The sequence below is a fragment of the Streptomyces sp. NPDC027962 genome, assembly GCF_055566095.1.
In genome coordinates, this window is sequence record NZ_JBVHTA010000049.1 from 17764 (window position 1) to 38374 (window position 20611).

Consider the following 20611-nt stretch of genomic DNA (forward strand, 5'->3'; position numbering starts at 1 on the left):
CCGGCGCGCGCGGGTCCGTGCCGAGTGCCAGGGTGAACACGCAGGATCCCCAGAAATCTGCAGAACCCCGGACACACCCGGGGAGGTCCCGGAGAAAGGGAATCGCGTGATCACCACTGACTTCGTGCCCGGCTCACCCTGCTGGCTCGACCTGGGCGCCCCGGACGTCGACGCGGCGGCCGCCTTCTACGGCGCCGTGTTCGGCTGGCAGGCCCAGGCGTTCGACGAGCAGATGAGCAGTTACAAGTCGTTCCGCCTCGACGGCGAGGTCGTGGGCGCGGTCGGGCAGCTCACGGAGGAAGGCGCCCGCTCGGCCTGGATGATCTACTTCAACACTCCGGACATCGACGCCACCGTCAAGGCCGTCGAACAGGCGGGCGGCTCCGTCCGCGCCCCGGCCTCCGAGGTGTCGCAGGAGGGGCGCTTCGCCCAGCTCACCGACCCGCAGGGCGCCCAGTTCGCCATCTGGCAGCCCGGCTCGTACCCGGGCATCGAGGCCACCGACGGCCCCGGCAGTCTCGGCTGGGTCGAGCTGTACACGACCGACTCGGCGGCGGCCCGGACGTTCTACGGCAGCGTCTTCGGCTGGACCGGCCAGGACATGGAGCTCCCGGGCGGCGGCGGCACGTACACGATGGTGATGCCCAAGGGGCAGCCGCCGGAGCGGATGTTCGGTGGTGTCATGGCCGCCCCGGACATGTTCGCGTCCGGGGACGCCAAGCCGTACTGGCACCCCGTCTTCGGCTCCGCGGACTGCGACGCGACCCTCGCTCTCCTGCGGGAGAACGGCGGCTCGGTGTCGATGGGCCCGGAGGACGCGGAGGGCGTCGGCCGGCTGGCTGTGTGCAGCGACCCGGCAGGCGCGGAGTTCGTCGTCCTGACCCCGTCCGAGTCCTCCTGACGCCGGGGCCCGGTCCGCCTCCTCCCGACGCCGGGCTCAGGCAGCGCCGCCGGCCGCGATGCTGTACGCGATGCCGTCGAGGATGTCGTGTTCGCTCACGACCACCTCGCGGGCCCCGATGCGCCGCATGATCGTCAGCAGCACGAGCGCCCCGGCCGCGATCACGTCGACGCGGCCGGGGTGCATCACGCCGATGGCCGCGCGCTCGTCGTGCGTGGAGCCCAGGAGCATGGTGGTGACCTCCTCGACCCGGTCGTAGGAGATCCGCGAGTGGTGGATGGCCTGTGAGTCGTACTCGTCCAGGCCGAGCGCGATCCCGGCGACCGTCGTCACCGAGCCGGCGAGCCCGACGAGGGTGTGCGCCTCACGGATCGGGACCGTCTTCTCGACGGTGTCCAGCGCCGCTTCGATGTCCGCGGTGATAGCGGCGATCTGCTCGGCCGTCGCGGGGCTGCTCGGCGCGTGCCGCTCGGTCATCCGTACGCAGCCGATGTCGACGGACAGGGCGGCGCGCGCGTGCTCCTCGCCGACGACGAACTCGGTGGAGCCGCCGCCGATGTCGACGACCAGATACGGCTTGGCCAGATCGGGGCGGCCCGTCAGCGAGTTGGTGGCGCCGGTGAAGGAGAACTCGGCCTCCTGGTCACCGCTGATCACCTCAGGCTCCACACCCAGGATGCCGAGGACACCGGCGACGAACTCGTCGCGGTTCTCGGCGTCACGCGAGGCGGAGGTCGCGACAAAACGGACCTGCCGCGCGCCGTGCTCCTTTATCGCGGCGGCGTACTCGCGGCAGGCCGCGAAGGTCCGCTCGAGCGCGTCGGGTGCGAGCCGCCCGGTGCGGTCCACGCCCTGCCCGAGGCGGACGATGGTCATCCGGCGGTCGAGATCGACGAGCTTCCCGGTGTCGGGCTCCACGTCCGCGATCAGGAGGCGGATGGAGTTGGTGCCGCAGTCGATGGCGGCGACGCGGGTCATGGGGCTGGCTCTCCTTGGGGCGGGTTCTCCAGAACCCCACCCCGGCCCGTTCGTCGAACGAGGGCCGGGGTGGGGGCGGTCAGGCTTCGGGGGAAACGCAGGGGCCCTTCGCCCACCACTCCGGCAGCATCGCGATCGCCTCGTCCCCCAGCGGGTTCACCCCGGGGCCGGCCGCAAGCGAGTGGCCCACCAGCACGTGCAGGCACTTCACCCGGTCCGGCATGCCACCCGCGCTGGGGAAGCCTTCCAGGACCTCGATGGCGTCGCGGCGCGTGATGTAGTCCTCATGGGCGGCCCGGTACGCGGCGGCGAGTTCCGGGTCGGTCGCCAGGCGCTCGGTCATCTCCTTCATGACGCCGTTCGCCTCGAGCGTGCCGATCGCGGAGGCGGCCCGCGGACACGTCAGGTAGTACAGCGTCGGGAACGGCGTGCCGTCGGGAAGCCGCGGGGCGGTCTCCACGACGTCGGGCTGCCCGCAGGGGCAGCGGTGCGCGATGGCGCGCAGGCCGCGCGGCGGCCGGCCGAGCTGCTCCTTGAACGCGGCGATGTCCGCGTCGGTGGGCTCGGTGGGTTCGGTGGTGGGAGGAGGGGTTTCCATGCCTGCCTTGTTCGCTGCCTGTTCGCTGCTGTTCGCTGACGTGCTCGTGCCGCGGGTCTACTTGCGGTCGGCCCCGCCGGCACCGTCGGCGCTGTCCACGCCGTTCCATACGTTCGAGTACCACGGCCGGTCGGCCGCGCCGTCCTCTTCGCGCTGCTCCTCCGCGGCCTCGGGGTCGATCATGGTGTACGCGGTCTCCCCCGGCTGCACGTAGTGCAGGTGCTCCCGGGCGAGCCGCCGGATGTACATGTCGTCCTGGAGACGCGCCTTTTCGTCCCTGAGCTGCTCCACCTGCTCAGCGGCGTTGTCCATCATGCGTTCCTGCTCGGCGATCTCCGCACGCTGCGAGACGTACTGGCGCATGGGATAGGCGAGGGCCACGACCATCGAGCAGACGACCAGGGCGAGGAAGGCGGCGCGTCCGGTCAGCCGGGAGCGGCGGGCCTGACGGCGGTTCTGGGAGAGGTAGACGCGGGCGGCGGTCTGCTCTCCGAGCAGCCGCAGCCTGGTCGAGGTGGAGAACCGGTCCTGGTCCCTGGGCGGCCTGCGTGCCATGGTCTCTCGCCTCCCCGATACGCGCGTACGTCCCCGGACACGGTACGGGACCGCGGCCGGGGACGTACGGAGGCGAGGGGGTCAGCCCTCGAACCGGCTGTGACTACTGGTCCGCGAAGCGGAACCGGGGGAACGCGGAGCGGCCCGCGTACACCGCGGCGTCGTCGAGGATCTCCTCGATGCGCAGCAGCTGATTGTACTTGGCGACGCGCTCGGAGCGGGCCGGGGCGCCGGTCTTGATCTGGCCGCAGTTGGTGGCGACGGCCAGGTCGGCAATGGTGACGTCCTCGGTCTCGCCGGAGCGGTGGGACATCATGCACTTGAAACCGTTGCGCTGGGCGAGCTCGACGGCGTCGAGGGTCTCGGTCAGCGAACCGATCTGGTTGACCTTGACGAGCAGCGCGTTCGCGGCGCCGTCCTCGATACCGCGGGCGAGGCGCTCGGGGTTGGTGACGAACAAGTCGTCGCCGACGAGCTGCACCTTCGAACCGAGCTTGTCGGTGATGGTCTTCCAGCCGGCCCAGTCGTCCTCGAACAGCGGGTCCTCGATGGAGACCAGCGGGTAGGACTCGACGAGCTCCGCGTAGTACTCGGTCATCTCGGCGGCCGAGCGGGACTTGCCCTCGAACTCGTACGAGCCGTCCTTGTAGAACTCGGACGCGGCACAGTCGAGCGCCAGCGCGATGTCCTTGCCGGGGGCGTAACCGGCCTCCTTGATGGCCTCGAGGATGAGGTCGAGGGCGGCGCGGTTGGAGTCGAGGTTCGGCGCGAAGCCGCCCTCGTCGCCGAGGCCGGTGGACAGCCCCTTCTCCTTCAGGACCTTCTTGAGGGTGTGGTAGACCTCGGTGCCCCAGCGAAGGGCCTCGGAGAAGGACTCCGCGCCGATCGGCGCGATCATGAACTCCTGGATGTCCACGTTGGAGTCGGCGTGCGAGCCGCCGTTCAGGATGTTCATCATCGGAACGGGCAGCAGGTGCGCGTTCGGGCCGCCCAGGTAGCGGAAGAGCGGCAGGTCGGAGGCCTCGGAGGCGGCGTGCGCCACGGCGAGGGAGACGCCGAGGATGGCGTTGGCGCCGAGGGAGGACTTGTCCGGGGTGGCGTCCAGGTCGAACATCGCCTGGTCGATCAGGCGCTGCTCGGTGGCGTCGTAGCCGACGAGCTCGGGGCCGATCTGCTCGATGACGGCGAGGACGGCCTTCTCGACACCCTTGCCCTGGTAGCGGTTCTGGTCACCGTCGCGGAGCTCGAGAGCCTCGAACGCACCGGTGGAGGCACCGGACGGAACTGCAGCACGACCCGTGCTGCCGTCGTCGAGGCCAACCTCGACCTCGACCGTGGGGTTGCCTCGGGAGTCCAGGATTTCCCGGGCTACGACGACGTCGATGGACGGCACGAGCATCTCCTTCTGGGATGTGACGCGAGAAAAAGTGCAGAGGTCTGCTTGGCCTTGCGGCAAGAGCCTAACCGCCCGGAGGGCAAAGGCAGGCCGATGCCCGCCCGCTGGGACGAAAAAGGGCATCAAGACTCTCGTCACCGGACAAACAGGGTCGGATCTACCTGCCGGTAACCGATGTTGGGGCTGTTTCCGGGCCCGGACGGACCGAACCCCGGGCGCGGTTCCGGTCCCAGGACGGACCGAACCCCGGCCCGGCGCGTTCGGGGGAAGGTGCGCCGGACCGGGGTGGTCGGATCCCGTGGCGGACGGGGGTGCCCCCTACATCCACGGCCTCTCACCCACGGGCGGAGGTCAGCTCAGGTGGAGCTGCTGGCCGGGGTGGATCACGTCGGCGTTCTCGACGATGTCCTTGTTCAGCTCGAACAGCTTCTCCCAGCCGCCCTTGACCTTCTCGGTCTCGGCGATCTTGCTCAGGGTGTCGCCGGCCTTGACCTCGTACTCGCCGTCGCCCTTCTTGAAGGACTTGGCCTTGGGTGCGGCCTTCTCGGCCTTCTTGGCCGGGGCGGGGGCCTCGGAGCGCTCGGAGCGCGTGGTGGGGACCCCGGAGCGCTCGGTGGAGGGCTGCGACTGCTCGGTGGAGCCGCTCGCGGGGGAGGCGCCGGACAGGCCGACGCCGCAGTGCGGCCAGGCACCCTTGCCCTGGCCGGCGAGGACCTTCTCGGCTATCTGGATCTGCTGCGACTTGGACGCCTGGTCGGCGGTCGAGGCGTACGCGGTGCCGCCGTAGGCGGCCCAGGTCGAGGCGGAGAACTGCAGGCCGCCGTAGTACCCGTTGCCGGTGTTGATGGACCAGTTGCCGCCGGACTCGCACTGGGCGACCGCGTCCCACTCGGAGGTGGTCGCGGCGGAGGCGGAGGTGGCGCCGAGCATCGGTGCGGCGATGGCGGCACCGGCGACACCGGCGAGCGTGGCGATACGGACGGCCTTCGACGGGCGACGGTGCTTGGCCTTGCTGGAACGCAGCATGAAGCTTCTCCTCACCGACGCCTACGAGGTGAGCTGTCGGGTTCGGACCTGTGAGTGCCCGGCCGCGCGTCCTTGCGCGCGGCTCCACCCCCAGCCGTTCACGGCCGTCCTTCATGGACGGCCGGGACCGGCGCTTACCTTGGGTCCCCCGCTCCTGCCTTCGGCGCTGTGAGCGACGAGTGTTCCCCCCGACCGACGGCAGGATTCGGCGTGACGGTCGACGGGGCCCGCGGTGGCGAGCGGTTCAGACCGTAAACACAGTGCTCCCCGATGTTCAAAGACGAACATCGGGGAGAAATCACCCATTCCGACTGCCTGATAGCGCCCGTTTGTGCAGGTGAGGGGCGAAGTGGCCGAAATCGGGGGGCGATTTGGGCCACTTGCTGCAAAGAGACCCTTGTCTCACCGGAACAGAACGGACAAAGGGTTGCGAATCGCCCAGCCAAACTGGCCCTAGTCCAGGCCCAGATCAAGCCGCTGACCGGGCAGGATGAGGTCGGGGTCGGACCCGACGGTCGCCTCATTGCCCTCATAGAGCGCCGGCCACCCTCCTGGCACCTTCCGCTCGGCTGCGATGTCACACAGGTTGTCGCCGGGCTGAACGGTGTAGGCGTCGGGGCTCGTTGACTCATCCACGCCATTACGAGCGGAACCGTCACCTCGTGAGGCATGGCGACCGGTTTCGCGCGCTTCGCCCGTATCGCCGGTTTCCACCTCGTCGCCGGCGGGCGCGCCGCGGTGCTTGCCGGTGCCGTCGGCAGCGTCCCCGGCCGGATCCGCCCCGGCGGCGCCTTCGGAGGCGTCAGGGGCGCCCGGCCCGGACGGGTCGGTGGTGTCGTCGCCCTTGGGGGCCGGCCGGCCGGTGGCGTCGCCCGACGACTCGGCCGCGTCCGCGCCGCCCCCTACGTCGGACCTGCCCGAAGAGTCCTCGGACCCGGCCGGCTCGACCGGCTCGGTCGATTCGGCGGGGTCCGCCGACGCCTCGTCGGCGGGCGCGTCGCTCTGCTCCGGCAGCGGCAGAAGGCCCGGGTCGACGCCGGTGTCGGCGCCGTCGTCCGCCAGCCCGGCGAGCGGACCGCAGGCGGGCCACGCCTGCGGGCCCTGATCGGCGAGCACCTTCTCCGCGACCGCTATCTGCTGCGAACGGCTCGCGAGGTCGGCGGTCGGCGCGTATGCCGCACCGCCGTACCTGTCCCAGGTCTCCTGCGAGAACTGCAGCCCGCCGTAGAAGCCGTTGTCGAAGTCGGCGCTCCACGCCCCGCCGCTCTCGCACTCCGCGACGCGGTCCCATGTGTTCGCGTCCGCCGCGGATGCCGAGCCCGCACCGAGCAGCGGAATGGCGATGGCGGAACCGGTCACCCCTGCCGCGACAATGAGGGCCGGAGCCTGGCGGGGTCGGCGGTGTCGTCCGTTCCCGGAGAGCATGCGGTTGCCTTTCGCGTGACAGCTGTGGACTGTGCGGCCTGCTGATGCCTGCCGAGTCGTCGGTGAACGTAGCCGCATTCGAACGTGAGTCACAAGTCGATGCAGCGGAGATCACGTGAAAGTCACAAAATTGACGGTGCGTCAGTTTGTTTGAGGCGTGAACTCAACGGGCAGAGTGCGCAATCCGCGCATAATGAGCCCCCCACGCCACCGCAAATCGGCCGGATCTCCCGCAAGGCGCAAGTCCGGCATTCTGCGGAGCAGCGTGGCGAGAGCCGTCTGCCCCTCGAGCCGGGCGAGCGGCGCGCCGAGGCAGTAGTGAATGCCGTGCCCGTACCCCAGATGCTGGTTGTCGCTCCGCGCCAGGTCGAGGGCGTCCGGTTGATCGAAGCGTTCCGGGTCGCGGTCGGCGGCCGCGAGGACGACCAGTACGGGGTCGCCCGACGCGATCCGCTGCCCGCCGACGATGAGCGGCTCCGTGGCGAACCGCCAGGTCGCGAGCTCCACCGGCCCGTCGTAACGCAGCAGTTCCTCGACGCCGGTGGCGAGCAGCTCGCTCTCGCCCGCGGCGAGCGACGCCTGGAGGCGCTCGCGCTGATCGGGGTTGCGCAGCAGCGCGTACACCCCGTTGCCGATGAGGTTGACGGTGGTCTCGAAACCGGCGAAGAGAAGGATGAAGGCCATCGCGGCGGCCTCGTTCTCCGTCAGGTGCTCGCCGTGGTCGGAGGCCTTGATGAGACCGGAGATGAGGTCGTCCCCCGGGTCCTGCCGCTTCCGGTGAATCAACTCGGCGAGGTATCCCCGCATCTTCTTCACCGACCGGGCCACGCCGCCGCGGGGACCGCCCCCGTGCCGGATCATCATCCCGGCCCAGTCACGGAAGTCGTCCTGGTCCTCGCGCGGGACACCGAGCATGTCGCAGATGGCGTAGATGGGCAGCGGGAACGCGAACTCGTGGATGAGGTCCGCGCTCCCCCGCTCCGCGCTGTGCTGCTTTTCCAGGATGGCGTCGATGAGCTGGTCGGTCAGCTCCTGCACCCGCGGCGCGAACTCGGCGACACGGCGCGGTGTGAACGCCTTGGAGACGAGACGGCGCAACCGGGTGTGGTCGGGCGGGTCGATGTTCAGCAGATGCGTCATCAGCTCGGCCTTGCGCTCGCCGGGGATGCCCGTCTTCCCCCTGGCGTGCGCCGGCTCGTCGTGATGCGCGGGGTTCTTCGACAGACGCTGGTCGGCGAGTGCCTGCCGGGCGTCGGCGTACCGGGTCACCAGCCATGCCTCGACCCCGCTCGGCAGCACGGTCCGGTGCACGGGCGAGTGCTCGCGCAGCCAGGCGTAGGCGGGGTACGGGTCGGTCGCGAACTCCCAGGTGAAGAGTTCGGGGGCGCTGTTCGGGTCGCTCACCCCTCGACGTTACCGGCCGCGCCGGTGTGCCCCTCCGCCGCCCGGATCGCGTCCCGGTAGGCGCGGGCGGCGGCCCGCAGCGCGGCCTCGGGGTCGACGCCGTCCGCCTCCGCGCGTACGGCGAGGGCGAGGAGCTCGTAGCCGACGCCGGAGCCGGACGGGAGGTCGACACCGAGGCCCGCGGTGCGGACACGGGACGCCAGCTTCGCCGCGAGCGCCAGGCCCGGCTGGCCGAGGGGCACACCGTCGGTGACCGACTCGCGCTGCTTCTCGACCGCCTTGGTGCGCAGCCAGTGGGCCTTGACCTCGTCCGGTGTCGAGGCGGTCTCGTCCCCGAAGACATGGGGGTGGCGGTGGATCAGCTTCTCGACGATCGTGGCCGCCACGTCGTCGACCGAGAACGGCTCGGCGCCGTCCTCGGGGCGGCCTTCCTGCGCGATGCGCGCGTGGAAGACGACCTGGAGCAGTACGTCACCCAGTTCCTCGCGCAGCTCGTCCCGGTCGCCGTCCTCGATGGCCTCGACGAGTTCGTACGCCTCTTCGATGCCGTACTTGGCGAGGCCCTTGTGGGTCTGCTGCGACGACCAGGGGCATTCGCGCCGGATACGGTCCATGACCTCGACCAGGTCCAGCAGCCGGGCGCCCGGCAGGTCGTACGCGCCCGGCAGCAGCTCCAGGTCCGGCATCTGCACCCGGCCCGAGCCGCCGAGGCGGGCCAGGCCGTCGGTCAGGGTCCGGTCGCCCTCGCCGGAGGCGAGCACGACGACCGTACGTCCGCCGGCGCAGGCGTCCACGAGCTCCTGCGCGCTCGGCGCGGCATGCTCCACGGCGATGCCCGCGTCGCGCAGATAGGGCAGCTGCGGGTGCGCTGCGTCGGCGCACAGCACCCGGTCCGCGGCGTGCAGCGTCTGCCAGGCGGGCCAGGACAGGAGTCCCGGCGCGACGCGGTGGCTGGCGGTGAGCAGGACGATACGGCCGGCGGCGGATACTTCGGTGGTCACGCCCCGAACCTACCTCCCGCTACGCACCTGCCTCGACCGGCTCCGTGCCCTGCGAGACCTGGGTGATCCAGGGCGCCTTGTGGGCCCCGAGCTCGAGCTTCTTGTCGTCCCAGGCGCCGTAACGCGGGTTCACGTCGATGTCCAGGGACTTCGCGGCGGCGGTGAAGGCCGCATTGAGCTTCTGCTGGCCCTCGGGGCTGTTGGCCGCTCCGATGGCGGTGGCGATCTTGCCGACGAGGAGATCGCGGCGCACGGCGTCGTCGAGCTGGTCCGGGGCCACACCGCGCTGCTGCAGATACATGGCGGTCAGCAGATCCTCCCCGCCGGACTGCTTGGCGAGCTTGTCCCGCCCGTCCTGGATCTCCTTGCGGCTGACGTCGACGCCGGCGTCGTCGGCGGCGCGCTGCACGACGCGGTCGACGATCAGGTCGTACAGCTTGGCGCGGCCGAGCTGGCCGGAGTCCTTGATGAGCTGGGCCGACTGCGGCGAGGCCTGCTGTGCGTCGCGCACGTCCCTGACCTCGGCCTGGACGGTGGAAACCTCGATCCGCTGTCCACCGACGACGGCGGCGGCGCCGGGATGTGCCTCGCTGCCGCAGGCGGCGAGCAGCGGTGCGGCGGCGACGAGCGCGGCGGAGACGGTGAGCGCGGTGCGACGGCGGCGGTGCAAAGGAGCCTCCCGGCAATGATTGTGCTTCTGTGCACAAGACCTTGCAGTGATCGATGGTAGGCAGTGGACGTGACTTGGGCCACTGATTCGCCAAACGATTCGGCAGGCAGTTGGGGCGCGGGCCGGATCAGCCGCCCTAAAAGCTCTCGCTCTCAGCGGGCGGAGGTTCGTTCCGGCGCCGGGGTGTCTTCGGACTCGGGGGCCTGCGCCGGGGTGCGGGGGTCCGGGCGGAGCATGATCGTGCGGGAGACGACGAACGTGACCGGGATCGCGGCGGCCGCCGCGATCAGCGGCGCGTAGCGGCTGCCGAAGTGGAGCACGTCCACCAGCAGGTACACCCCGCACGTCGTGACCACGAAGTTCGCCGCGTTCGTGAGCGGGAACAGCAGGAACTTCCGCCAGGTGGGCCGGGTCCGGTAGGTGAAGTACGACGTCAGGAAGAACGAGCCGATCATGCTGAGCACGAACGCGACGACATGCGCCGCGATGTAGGGAAGCACGGTCAGCAGGGCCAGGTACAGGCCGTAGTAGGTCCCGGTGTTCACCACTCCCACCAGGGCGAACCTGACCATCTGGACCCGCACCGTCATCGTCCTACCAGTTCCCCCGCGCGCCTGTTCCCGTTGCCGCTCGACCGGTCGTCGTCCTGCCGGGGAAGGCCGGCGTTGGTCGCCTCCACCAGGAAGTGCGGCCGCCGCTTCACCTCGTAGTAGATGCGGCCGACGTACTCGCCGACCACCCCGATCATCAGCATCTGTACACCGGCGAGCGCGATGACCGCCACGAGTAGGGTGACATACCCGGGGGTGTCGACGCCTTGCACCAGGGCGACACCGACGATCCAGGCCGCGTAGACCATCGCGACGGCGAGCAGCAGCATTCCCAGATAGATCGCTGCCCGCAGGGGTTTGTTGTTGAAGGAGAGCAGCCCGTCGAGGCCGTAGTTGAGGAGCTTGCCGAAGCTCCATTTCGAGCGGCCCTGCTCGCGCAACGCGTTCTCGTACTCGAAAGTCGTCGTGCGGAATCCGACCCAGGCGAAGATTCCCTTGGAGAACCGGTTGTACTCGGTCAGTTCCAGGATCGCGTCGACCGTGCGCCGCGACAGCAGCCGGAAGTCGCCCACTCCGTCGACGAGCTCGACGTCGACGAGCCGGTTGATCAGCCAGTAGTAGGCCCGTGCGGTGACCGTCCGGGTGACCCGGTCGCCCTTGCGGGTGCGCTTGGCGATGACCTGGTCGAAGCCCTCCTCGTACAGCTGCAGCATGCGCCGGACCAGCTCCGGCGGGTGCTGGAGGTCGGCGTCCATGATGACGACCGCGTCGCCCCGGGCATGCTGGAGCCCGGCGAGCATCGCGGACTCCTTGCCGAAGTTGCGGCTGAAGGAGACGTACCGCGTACGGGAGTCGGCCTCGGCGATCTCCTGGAGGAGCGGGAGCGTCCGGTCCTGGCTTCCGTCGTCCACGTAGACCAGCTCGAATTCCTCGTCGAGGAGGGCGAGTTCTCCGGTCACATGGTCATGGAAGCGGCCGATGATCTCCTCTTCGTTGAAACACGGAACCACTATCGAGATCAGCACAGGAGAACAACAATCGGGCTGAATGTCCAACGCCCGTTCCCCACGTGACACTCAGGCGACGATTGGATGAACTGGCCAGGCCACCGGATGTTTTGACGATCGGCGCTGGCATATTCGATTCACCATGTGGAAACTGCCCTCCGCCGCGCCGGCCTCGCGCGGCCGTGCCGCCGCGCTCGCCGCGCTCATCACTGCCGGAACCGTGTGCGCGGGTGACGCGATCGCCCGCACCTTCCCCTTCGGGCCGCGCACCCGCAGTGTGAACGACCTCGGCAACCAGTTCGTGCCGTACCACGCCCATCTGTGGGACCTGCTCCACGGACGGTCGGACGGCGGACTGCTGTTCAACTGGCAGTCCGGCTACGGCACCAGCTTCCTGCCGGACCTCGGCACCTATCTGACGAGCCCGTTCTCCGTCCTCGTCGGCCTGTTCCCGCGGGACGAGATCGACCTCGCCCTGTACGTCGTCACCCTGGTGAAAATGGCCGCGGCGGCCGCGGCCATGACCTGGCTGCTCACCGCGCTGCACAAGGGCAACGGCCGCCGCTGGGCGGCCGGGGTGCTCGGAGCCTCGTACGCGCTGTGCGGCTGGTCGGTCGTCGAGGCGACGTACAACCCCATGTGGCTGGACGGACTGGTCTTCTTCCCGTTGCTGTGCCTCGTCGGCGAATGGGCGCGCACCGGGCGGCGGCCGCTGCTGGGCACCGTCGTCGTGGCGCTCGCCTGGATCGCCAACTTCTACACCGCCTACATGGCCACCCTCGGCGCAGCGCTGGTCCTCGCCGCACGCCTGCTGCTGGAGGAGAGCCGGTCACGGGAGCGGATACGGACGCTGCTGCGGGCGACCTGGACCGTGCTGCTCGGCATCGGACTCGCCGCGCCCGTCCTGCTCCCCGTCTTCCTCGGGTCGCGGCACGCCTACCCGGGGTGGACCAGGGAATTCGAGCCGGCCGGCTGGGTGGACATCTTCGCCCGGACGCTGCCGGCGACGTACAGCTTCTTCACGCCGGCCGTCTTCGTCGGCGGCGCGGCGCTGCCGGCGGCCTGCGCCCTGGCCTTCAACCGCTCGGTGCCGAGCAAAGAACGGTGGACGTGGACGGGCCTCGTGGTGGCCGTCGCCATCTCGCTCCAGTGGGGGCCCACCCATCTGGTGTGGCATGTCTTCGCCACCCCCAACGGAAGCCCCTACCGGCAGACCTTCGTCCTCGCCGGGATCGTCGTGATCTGCGCCTGGACCTGCCTGTCCCGGGGATGGCCCCGGTGGCGCGCCGTGCTCGGCGGCGGGGCGGTCGTCACCGCGATCGCGCTCGGGGCCGTCACCAGCGAACTCGTCTCGGTATGGGCCTACTTGCTCTTCGCCGCCGGGCTGGGGGCGGCGGGGGCCGGCCTGCTGCTCGCCGCGCGGGGAAGGCTGATGGCACTCGCCGCGGTGCTGCTCACCGGCGCGCTGGCGGGACAGGCCGCCGCGACCACCGCGTACGCCGACCGCGAGCGGCCGGCCCGGCTCGACGACTACCCGGCGTGGGGCGCGGCGCACAGTGCGCGGGAGGCTGCCGTCCGCGGCGCCGACGGCTGGCCCGAGTACCGCACGGACCCCGGCCGTGAACGGCTCACCGGCAACGACCCGATGCTGGTGGGCGGGCAGGGCGCCGCGTACTACAGCAGCCACACCCCGGACGTGCTGACCCGCACCATGGCGGCCCTCGGCACGGGCTGGACCTCCCACGGCCGCAGCCTCCAGTCCCTCGACAACCCGGTCACCGACGCGATCTTCTCGGTCGGCGCCCGGGTGCGGACCGCTCCCGGCGGTTCGCCGCAGGTGCTGCACTCGGAGGCCCCGCCGCTGGTGACGGTACGGCCTCCGGCACCCGAACCCCGCTACGGCTCCGACCCCTTCCGCAACCAGGAACTGCTGCTGGGCGCGCGGGTCTACACGTCCCCGGTCGACGGCGCCTGCCCGGTCGGCACCGGCGTCTTCCTGTGGGCGCCCGACCACACGGGAACCGCCCGCCTCGGGGACGCCCCGCCGGTCGAGCTGCGCGGCGGCCGGCCGAAGCGCCGCGCGACCCTCACCCCGCTCGGCACCGTGACCGCCCCGGGCACCACCGTCGTCCACGGCTCCGGCGCCCCTCGGGAGGCGACCGTCCGATGCCTGGACCGCGCCGCTCTCACCGCCGCCGTCGCCGGGCTCAAGGCGTCCGGAGCCGTGCGGGTGGAGGTCTCCGGCAGCGGGGTCACCGCCGAACTCCCGCCCGGCACCAAGGGCACAGCCGTCCTGGCGGCGCCCCGGATCGCGGGCTGGAGCTGCGAGGGCCGCCCGGCCGACGCGTACCTCGGCCTGGTCGCCGTACCCCTCGACGGCACGCGGACCACCATCAGCTGCTCGTTCCGCCCTCCGGGGCTGCGCGCGGGGTCGGCCGTGGGGCTCGGTGCGCTGCTCGTCGTCGTGGCGGCGGTACTCGGGCCGGCGGTGTCGCGGCGCCGACAAGGCCTTCACATCCGCGCAACCGAGACTTCATCCGCCCAGCACTGAGGCTTGGTGGGCTGCGGAGTTGATCAGGCGTACGTTCCCTGTCATGCCCTCTTGGCCCAACCGTGTGACGAAGCGTGCCCTCCGCCCCGCCCTCCCCCTGGTGGACCTGGTGACCAGGTCCCTGCGGGCCGACATCGAGGAGCTGCGAAGGGAGCTCGCAGAGACGAAGCGGCAGCAGTACGCGTTCGGCCTGCTGCTCGACAGCACCGGCAGGGGCACCCACCGGATGCCGACGCCCGGCGCCGTCGACACGCTCGTGCGCCAGATCGAGAAGGTGAGCGGCAGCGCGCACGCCCGCCGGAGCGTCGTCGTCGCCTACCGCACGGTCGTCGCACAGGAAGCCCTCGGCGTCGGCAGGCTCGCCGGGTCCACGTCCAACGTCTGCGGCAAGCTCGCCACGATCCCGCTGCTCGCGCCGCCGAACGGCGACATCCTCGAGATCGGCACCCTGTACGGGCAGTTCGCGTCCGCCCTGATGCGCATGGTGCACCGCGCGGGCATCGAGCCGGAGCTGACCATCGTCGACCCGCTGGCCGGGTCCCAGCTCCAGCCCGGCGCCTCACCGAACGCCGACCCGACGGGGACACCCGTACGGGAGGACGTCGTACGGGCCAACCTGGCGTTCGCCGGCAGCCCCGGCGCGTACAAGGCCCGGATCGAGCAGGGCTTCTCGTCCGACCCCGCGGTGCGGGCCGCCGTCGCCGACCGCGAGTACGGCGTGGTCGTCGTCGACGGCGACCACTCCGAGGACGGTGTCCGGCAGGACCTGGAGTGGGTCGAGGAGATCGTCGCCCCCGAAGGCATCGTCGTGCTCGACGACTACGGCGACAACAAGTGGCCGGGCGTGCAGGACGCGCTGGACAAGCACCTGGCCGACGGCAACTCCCGGCTGCGGATGCTGGGGCGGGTGTCCACCTCGGCGTATCTGCGCGCGAGCTGAACCGCGCGGCCCCGCCGGCTCAGCCCGTGCGGAACTGCTGCTGGCGCTCCAGGGCGCGGCGCAGTTCCGCCGGGAGCTGGTGGTAGGGGCCGTAGGCACGTTCCGCGTCGTAGAGCAGCGTGCGGAACTGGTGCTGCGCCGCCGTGTGGTCGCCGACCGCGAGCAGCAGGTGCCCGATGCGGTGGCGCACTTGGAGCGCACGGTCGCGATCGGTGTTCTCGTAGTACGGCAGGACCGCGCGGTAGTCGGCGAGCGCCGCGGCGGGCCGGCCCAACTGCTCGAGGCAGGTGGCCGCCTCATAGCGGAACTGCAGGGACTGGGGGTCGGCCGGGCCGGCCTCCGCGGTGCGGTCGTCGGCGAGGCGGCGCAGCTCGGGCAGGGCGCGGCGGTACTGGCCGTCGTCCATCAGCGTCGCCGCGTACTGCTTGCGCAGGATCCGCACGACGGGTGAGTGCTCCCCGTGCTCGGCCTCCGCGGCGGGGAGGATGCCGCCGAGTATGTCCACGGCCTGCGTGATGCTGCCCTCGCCGAGGAGCCGCTTGACCTCGTCGACGGCGGCTGCGACATCGGGCCTGGCCTCGGCGGCCAGGGGCGGGGCGAGCGGGGGCGGCGGGACGCTCACCCGGTCCGGCCAGGGGGCGTAGGGCCGGAGGAACGGGCGGGTGGGGTCGAGCGGGCCCGACGGGCCGCCGCGCGCGGGCAGCAGGGGCGCCAGCGCCTCGTACACCTCCTGCGCCCCCGGCGGACGGTGCTGCGGGTCCTTCGCGAGGAGGCGCAGGACGAGGGCCTCAAGGGGCTCGGGGACCTCGGGGCGCAGTTGGCGGACCGGGACCGGGGGCTCGTAGAGGTGGCGGTGGAGGACGCCGAGCACGGTGGAGCCGGCGAAGGGGACGTTGCCGCTGAGGAGTTCGTGCAGCAGGACCCCGAGGGCGTACAGGTCGGTGTACGGGCCGACCGCGCCGCCCATCGCCTGCTCGGGCGCCATGTAGGCGGGGCTGCCGATGGGCGAGCCGGTGTGGGTGAGCCGGGTGGTGTCCGTGTCGATGACGGAGGCGACGCCGAGGTCGAGGACGGTCACGGTGCCGTCGGGCTTCACCATCACATTGCGCGGCTTGAGGTCGCGGTGGACGATCGGCACCGCGTGCACGGCGGCGAGCACGGCGCACAGCTGGGCGGCGACGCCGACCGCCCACTCCCAGGGGTAGGGGTCGTGCTCGGCGATGTGGTCGGCGAGGTCCGCCCCCTCGACGTACTGCATCACGAGGTACAGGTCGTCGCCGTCGCTGCCGGCGTCGTGGACCGTGACCAGACCGGGGTGGCAGACCTGGGCGGTCACCCGGCACTCGCGCACGAAACGTCGGCGCATCTCGTCGGCGCCGGTGGCGGCGGCCATGTGGTCGGGGCGCAGCAGCTTGACGGCGACACGGCGGTCGAGACGCCGGTCGTACGCAGTCCAGACCTGCCCCATGCCGCCTTGGCCGATGAGCGCGGACAGCTCGTAACGGCTCGCGATGACGCGTCCGTTCACTTGCCCTCTTCCTTGCGGAGCAGGTCGCTGAGCTCGTCGAGCTCGGCGCGGACCTGGTCGATACGGGCGGGCTGGGGGCGAGCGGGCGGCTGGGGCTGCGGCTCCGGGTGGAGGTGCGGGTGGGGCGAGGGCGTCGCGGCCTGCTGGGGCGGCACCGCGTACGGGTTCTGCTGGGGCTGTGGGGGCGGCGTCGGCATCGAGTGCGGGATCGGAGCCGGGGGCGGGGGCGCGGTCGGTCCGTACGGGGGCTGCGTGGCGGCCTGGGACGGGTATCCGTAGCCGAACTGCGCCTGCGTCCGCGGGCCGTAGTGCGCCGACGGGCCGGCGGCGTAGTGCCTGGGCTCGGCGAACAGGTAGTACCCCATCACCAGCACCCCTATGGCCAGCAGGAGGGCGATGGCGACGTTCGACCGCAGCATGGTGAGATCCTCCGTGGGATCCGTCATGACCGTGCCGAAGCAGGCCGTCACGGCGACCAGATTGGCCGCGAACAGCGACCAGTCGAGGGTCCGCCGGGTGACCAGCGAGAGCCTCAGCATCGTGGCCCACGACAGCAGTCCGCAGCTGAACAGCGGCAGTATCGCGAAGAGCACACGCAGCACGACCACCGTCGCGGTGGTCTCCCGCGGGGGCTGCGGCGGCACGTGGCCGGGGCCGTGCATGAGTGCTCCTGGGTGCCTGAGAAGCGAAGTTTCGGAATGAGCGTATACATCGACACCGACAACGGCTCCCTGGTTGTACGGAACCGTTGTCGAACTGATCAGCTCCCCTGGTCCTTGGCCCCGTCCCGCCGTCGAAGCACCGGCCGGGTGGCACGGCCGGGTGCCACAACCGGGCCGGCACGACCGGATGCCGCGACCGGCCGGCACGGCCCGGGGCTCAGACGCCGACGGAGCCGTCCGTCAGCCCGTCGTACAGCCCCTGGACCAGCCGCTCCCCGAGCCGGTTCGCGAGGCGCAGCGCGTCCTCGAAGGCGGCGAGCTCACGGAACCGGTCCCCGTAGCGCTGCTGGTCGGCGAGGGCCAGGCGGGGCAGTTGGAGGCGGCGCACGTCGAGGCGGGTCGCGGTCGAGGCGTAGCTGCTGGCCTGGCGCTGGTTGGCGCTGCCGCGCAGGAACCCCGCGAGGAACCAGGGGTCGAGCGCCGCGGGGTCGGGGCGCAGAAGCTGGAGGTTGCGGCCGAGTGCCGCGCCGGCCGTGGGCCCGTCGACGACGCGCACGATGCTGCCGCCGCCGAGAACGGGGACGACGACGTCGCCCTCCTCGACGAGTACGGGGTCCTCGTCCGTGCTCTCGGGAAGCGTGCCCGAAGGGGCCTTGCCCGACAGGACGTCCTGCTCGGTGAGGACGGGCAGGGGGTCGGCCGCCGTCGTGGCGCCGCTGGGGGCGGCGCCCGCGTGCAGGACGAGCGCCCCGGCGCGGGCCAGTTCGCCGACCGTGGTGGTAGGCCTGTGGACGGGCTCGGCGGGCGGCGGAGCCTCCACGGGCGGGGGCGTGAGCTCTCCGGTACGGCGCAGGGTGTCCGTCAAACGCCTGCGTACGGCGGCCAGTTCTTCGGCGCCGCCGCTCGCGGCGGGCGGCGGCAGGTGGCGGGCGGGGGCCAGGTCCACGTCGTCGTCGAGGAGTTCGATGACGGGGACGGAGCGGCTCACCCCGGCGGTCTCCTCCACGGTGCCCTGCCGCTCGAACGGATGCCAGGCGTCGAGCACCGCCGTGCGGATGGCCTGCCAGTCGAGGTTGTCGCGGCCCGCGGCGGCCGGCTCGGGCTGGGCGGTGTCGACGAGCAGCAGTTCGGGCGAGGGACGTTCCGCGGCGTCGGGCTTGCGCAGGACCCACAGGTGGAGCGGGATGCCATAGGGGGGAGCGGCGCCGGCGGGCAGTGCGACAACCGCGCGCAGGGCGCCCCTGCGCAGCAGCCCGGCGCGGATGCGGCGCCCGGAGCGGCGGGAGGCGGCGGCCGGGGGCATCAGCAGGACGGCGGTGCCGCCGGGGCGCAGCCGGGCGAGGGCATGCTGGACCCAGGCCAGTTCGGACTCGGTCCGGGCCGGGAAGCCGTACTCCCACCGCGGGTCGTAGGCGAGCTCGTCGTGGCCCCAGTTGCGCTCGTTGAACGGCGGGTGGCACAGCACCGCGTCCACGGCGAGCGCCGGGAACGCGTCCGCGCGCAGGGCGTCGCCGGCCGCTGCCCGTACGGCGGCGTCCGTGTGCAGGGCGAGACGCAGCGCGGTGAGCGCGGCCAGGTCGGGGTCGACCTCCTGGGCGTGCAGCGCGGTGGGGCGTTCGACGGCCCGCAGCAGCGTGCCGGTGCCGGACGCGGGGTCGAGAACGGTCCCTGCCGGTCCGACGAGGGCGGCCATCAGCGCGGCGAGCTCGGCGGGCGTGAGCGTGTACTGGCGGGGATTGGCGTCGAGATGGCGGCCGAGCAGGAACTCGAAGGCCCGGCGGGCTCCGCTCTCCGCGGCCAGTTCCGCGACGCCGCGCAGCAGGGGGACGGACGGGGCGAGATCGCCGGGGACGGGTGTCCGTACGGCGCGCGGGACGCTGAAGCGCCGGGTCAGCACCTCTTCGAGCGCGACGGGCAGCACATCGGCCAGCCGGTGGTCGGAGACGGCGCTCAGCTCCAGCCAGCCGGCCGGCCTGTCGTGCACGAGGAGGAGCGTGCAGCCTGCGTGCACGAGGGCGGTGACGGCTCCGGCGGGGTGACCGGAGAGCTGCTGCCAGACCCGTTCACGGAGCGGCACCTCGGCCAGTTTCCCCTGGTCGCGCAGCCAGCGTTCGACATCGGCGAGGGCGAAGGACGGGCTGGTCTCCGTGCCGCCGACGGGCTTGGGGAAGTCAGCGTGTCTGCGCCGCCAGTTGCTCACGGCGGCGCGCCCCACGCCGGCGAGCCGGGCGATCCCGGCGGCGGTCACCTCTGCTGATTTCTCCCGCACTCGTCCGTCTCCCCGTCACAGTTCCAGCCTGCTGTGACGGGCAGCCTATCCGTTTTACAGACACCTGACGCTTCACAGGGTGAATTTAAAGTCGCAAGTATCTTCTTGTTGACTCGGTTCACACGCTCTGCTGTTATTGACCCATGTCAGCACGGGCCCACGGAAGTCGGCCCGCCACAAAAACAATGGGGGGGACCCATGTCGCAGTACACGCAGCCGCAGCCGCCGCACGGTGGAGCGCCTGGACAGTTCGCAGCACCCAACCCGGGACGCAACGGCCTCGGCACCGCCGCGCTGGTGCTCGGAATCATCGGCCTGGTCTTCGCGATCATCCCGTTCCTGTTCTGGATCGGCACCCTCCTCGGCCTGCTCGCGCTGATCCTCGGCCTCGTCGGCCGCGGCCGCGCCAAGCGGAACGAGGCCACCAACAAGGGCGCGGCCCTGGCCGGCGCCGTGCTCGGCCTCATCTCGCTGATCGCGAGCGTCGTGGTCGGAATCATCACGGTGATGGCGGTGGACGAAGCGGTCGACGAGCTCAACAAGGCCGTCGAGAACACCGCGCCGAAGGACCCGTCCTCGGACGCCAAGGACGGCGCGGCCAAGGGCAAGAGCCTCGCCGCGGGCGACTCCTCCGTCTACGACGACGACGTGAAGGTCACCGTCTCCGCGCCCAAGTCGTACTCGCCCAGCGAGTACGCGGTCGGCCACACCAAGGGCAACAAGGCCTACCAGGTCACGGTCACCATCGAGAACGGCGGCAAGGAGAAGTTCGACGCCGCCCTCGTCACCGCCGACGCCCGCGCCGGCAAGGACGGTGTGACCGCCGAACAGATCTTCGACAACAAGACGGGCGCCGGCTTCGAGGGCTCGATCCTGCCCGGCAAGAAGGCGACCGTCACGTACGCCTTCGACGCCCCGGCCGACGCGAAGAACCTGACGGTCGAGGTCTCCCCGGGCATCATGTACGACGCCTCGCACTGGGAGCTGACCGTCTGATCGGCCGACAGGCAGACAAGCCGACGAGCCGACATGCAGAAGAGCTGAGGTTCAGCCGGCGAACGGCAGGCCCGAGGAGCCGGGGGTGGGAGACACCAAACAAGTCCCCCCCGCCCCCCCCCCCCCCCCCCCCCCCCCCCCCCCCAAGCCCGC

The 20611-nt window shown here is 71.4% G+C and carries 18 protein-coding genes and 1 riboswitch; of the genes, 4 read left to right on the plus strand and 14 right to left on the minus strand.

Translation table 11 applies throughout. The features are described from left to right. The first annotated feature begins 106 nt into the window (after positions 1–106). On the plus strand, positions 107–901 hold the full coding sequence (locus ACZ4SA_RS31880; RefSeq protein ID WP_468281386.1) for a VOC family protein: 795 nt from the start codon (positions 107–109) through the stop codon (positions 899–901). A 36-nt stretch (positions 902–937) separates the two neighbouring features. Here ACZ4SA_RS31880 and ACZ4SA_RS31885 read toward each other — a convergent pair whose 3' ends face one another. From ACZ4SA_RS31885 to ACZ4SA_RS31935, 11 genes are all read right to left on the minus strand, one after another. Further along, positions 938–1879 carry a Ppx/GppA phosphatase family protein gene (locus ACZ4SA_RS31885; RefSeq protein WP_468281387.1) on the minus strand — a complete coding sequence of 314 codons (942 nt, stop codon included), beginning with the start codon at positions 1877–1879 and terminating at the stop codon, positions 938–940. Between the two features lie 79 nt (positions 1880–1958). Beyond that, positions 1959–2477: a DUF501 domain-containing protein gene (locus tag ACZ4SA_RS31890; protein ID WP_356632945.1), complete on the minus strand. Its 519-nt coding sequence runs from the start codon at positions 2475–2477 to the stop codon at positions 1959–1961. A 57-nt stretch (positions 2478–2534) separates the two neighbouring features. Continuing rightward, a complete protein-coding gene (locus ACZ4SA_RS31895; protein WP_468281388.1) occupies positions 2535–3032 on the minus strand; it encodes an FtsB family cell division protein in 498 nt (165 codons plus the stop codon). A gap of 103 nt (positions 3033–3135) precedes the next feature. Then, the gene (eno, locus tag ACZ4SA_RS31900; RefSeq protein WP_468281389.1) at positions 3136–4425 is read right to left on the minus strand and encodes a phosphopyruvate hydratase; all 1290 of its coding nucleotides are present in this window, start codon (positions 4423–4425) and stop codon (positions 3136–3138) included. A 354-nt stretch (positions 4426–4779) separates the two neighbouring features. Next, positions 4780–5454: a transglycosylase family protein gene (locus tag ACZ4SA_RS31905; protein ID WP_468281390.1), complete on the minus strand. Its 675-nt coding sequence runs from the start codon at positions 5452–5454 to the stop codon at positions 4780–4782. A gap of 3 nt (positions 5455–5457) precedes the next feature. Further along, a riboswitch (cyclic di-AMP (ydaO/yuaA leader) is annotated at positions 5458–5630 on the minus strand. A 277-nt stretch (positions 5631–5907) separates the two neighbouring features. Further along, positions 5908–6813 carry a transglycosylase family protein gene (locus ACZ4SA_RS31910; RefSeq protein WP_468281391.1) on the minus strand — a complete coding sequence of 302 codons (906 nt, stop codon included), beginning with the start codon at positions 6811–6813 and terminating at the stop codon, positions 5908–5910. Between the two features lie 207 nt (positions 6814–7020). After that, positions 7021–8283, minus strand: coding sequence for a cytochrome P450 family protein (locus ACZ4SA_RS31915; RefSeq protein WP_468281392.1), 1263 nt, complete (start codon positions 8281–8283; stop codon positions 7021–7023). Beyond that, positions 8280–9284 (minus strand): nucleoside triphosphate pyrophosphohydrolase, encoded by a 1005-nt coding sequence (locus ACZ4SA_RS31920; RefSeq protein WP_468281393.1) that lies wholly within the window; start codon positions 9282–9284, stop codon positions 8280–8282. Before ACZ4SA_RS31920 ends, ACZ4SA_RS31915 begins: the two co-directional genes overlap by 4 nt. Before the next feature lie 19 nt (positions 9285–9303). Continuing rightward, positions 9304–9954: a SurA N-terminal domain-containing protein gene (locus ACZ4SA_RS31925; RefSeq protein WP_468281394.1), complete on the minus strand. Its 651-nt coding sequence runs from the start codon at positions 9952–9954 to the stop codon at positions 9304–9306. Positions 9955–10106: 152 nt separating this feature from the next. Further along, positions 10107–10544: a GtrA family protein gene (locus tag ACZ4SA_RS31930; RefSeq protein ID WP_468281395.1), complete on the minus strand. Its 438-nt coding sequence runs from the start codon at positions 10542–10544 to the stop codon at positions 10107–10109. After that, complete coding sequence (locus ACZ4SA_RS31935) at positions 10541–11530, minus strand: glycosyltransferase family 2 protein (RefSeq protein WP_468281396.1); 990 nt, start codon at positions 11528–11530, stop codon at positions 10541–10543. The genes ACZ4SA_RS31930 and ACZ4SA_RS31935 overlap by 4 nt, the downstream gene beginning before the upstream one ends. Before the next feature lie 124 nt (positions 11531–11654). Between ACZ4SA_RS31935 and ACZ4SA_RS31940 the strand changes: the two genes are divergently transcribed. Then, the gene (locus ACZ4SA_RS31940; protein WP_468281397.1) at positions 11655–14063 is read left to right on the plus strand and encodes a YfhO family protein; all 2409 of its coding nucleotides are present in this window, start codon (positions 11655–11657) and stop codon (positions 14061–14063) included. A gap of 43 nt (positions 14064–14106) precedes the next feature. Then, on the plus strand, positions 14107–15003 hold the full coding sequence (locus ACZ4SA_RS31945) for a class I SAM-dependent methyltransferase (RefSeq protein WP_468281398.1): 897 nt from the start codon (positions 14107–14109) through the stop codon (positions 15001–15003). A gap of 19 nt (positions 15004–15022) precedes the next feature. Here ACZ4SA_RS31945 and ACZ4SA_RS31950 read toward each other — a convergent pair whose 3' ends face one another. The 3 genes from ACZ4SA_RS31950 to ACZ4SA_RS31960 all read right to left on the minus strand — a co-directional run bounded on the left by ACZ4SA_RS31950 (position 15023) and on the right by ACZ4SA_RS31960 (position 19441). After that, on the minus strand, positions 15023–16531 hold the full coding sequence (locus ACZ4SA_RS31950; protein WP_468281399.1) for a protein kinase domain-containing protein: 1509 nt from the start codon (positions 16529–16531) through the stop codon (positions 15023–15025). After that, on the minus strand, positions 16528–17193 hold the full coding sequence (locus ACZ4SA_RS31955) for a hypothetical protein (RefSeq protein ID WP_468281400.1): 666 nt from the start codon (positions 17191–17193) through the stop codon (positions 16528–16530). The genes ACZ4SA_RS31950 and ACZ4SA_RS31955 overlap by 4 nt, the downstream gene beginning before the upstream one ends. A 217-nt stretch (positions 17194–17410) precedes the next feature. After that, a complete protein-coding gene (locus ACZ4SA_RS31960) occupies positions 17411–19441 on the minus strand; it encodes an N-6 DNA methylase (RefSeq protein WP_468281418.1) in 2031 nt (676 codons plus the stop codon). A gap of 219 nt (positions 19442–19660) precedes the next feature. Between ACZ4SA_RS31960 and ACZ4SA_RS31965 the strand changes: the two genes are divergently transcribed. Continuing rightward, positions 19661–20458, plus strand: coding sequence for a DUF4190 domain-containing protein (locus ACZ4SA_RS31965; RefSeq protein ID WP_468281401.1), 798 nt, complete (start codon positions 19661–19663; stop codon positions 20456–20458). Positions 20459–20611: the final 153 nt, after the last annotated feature.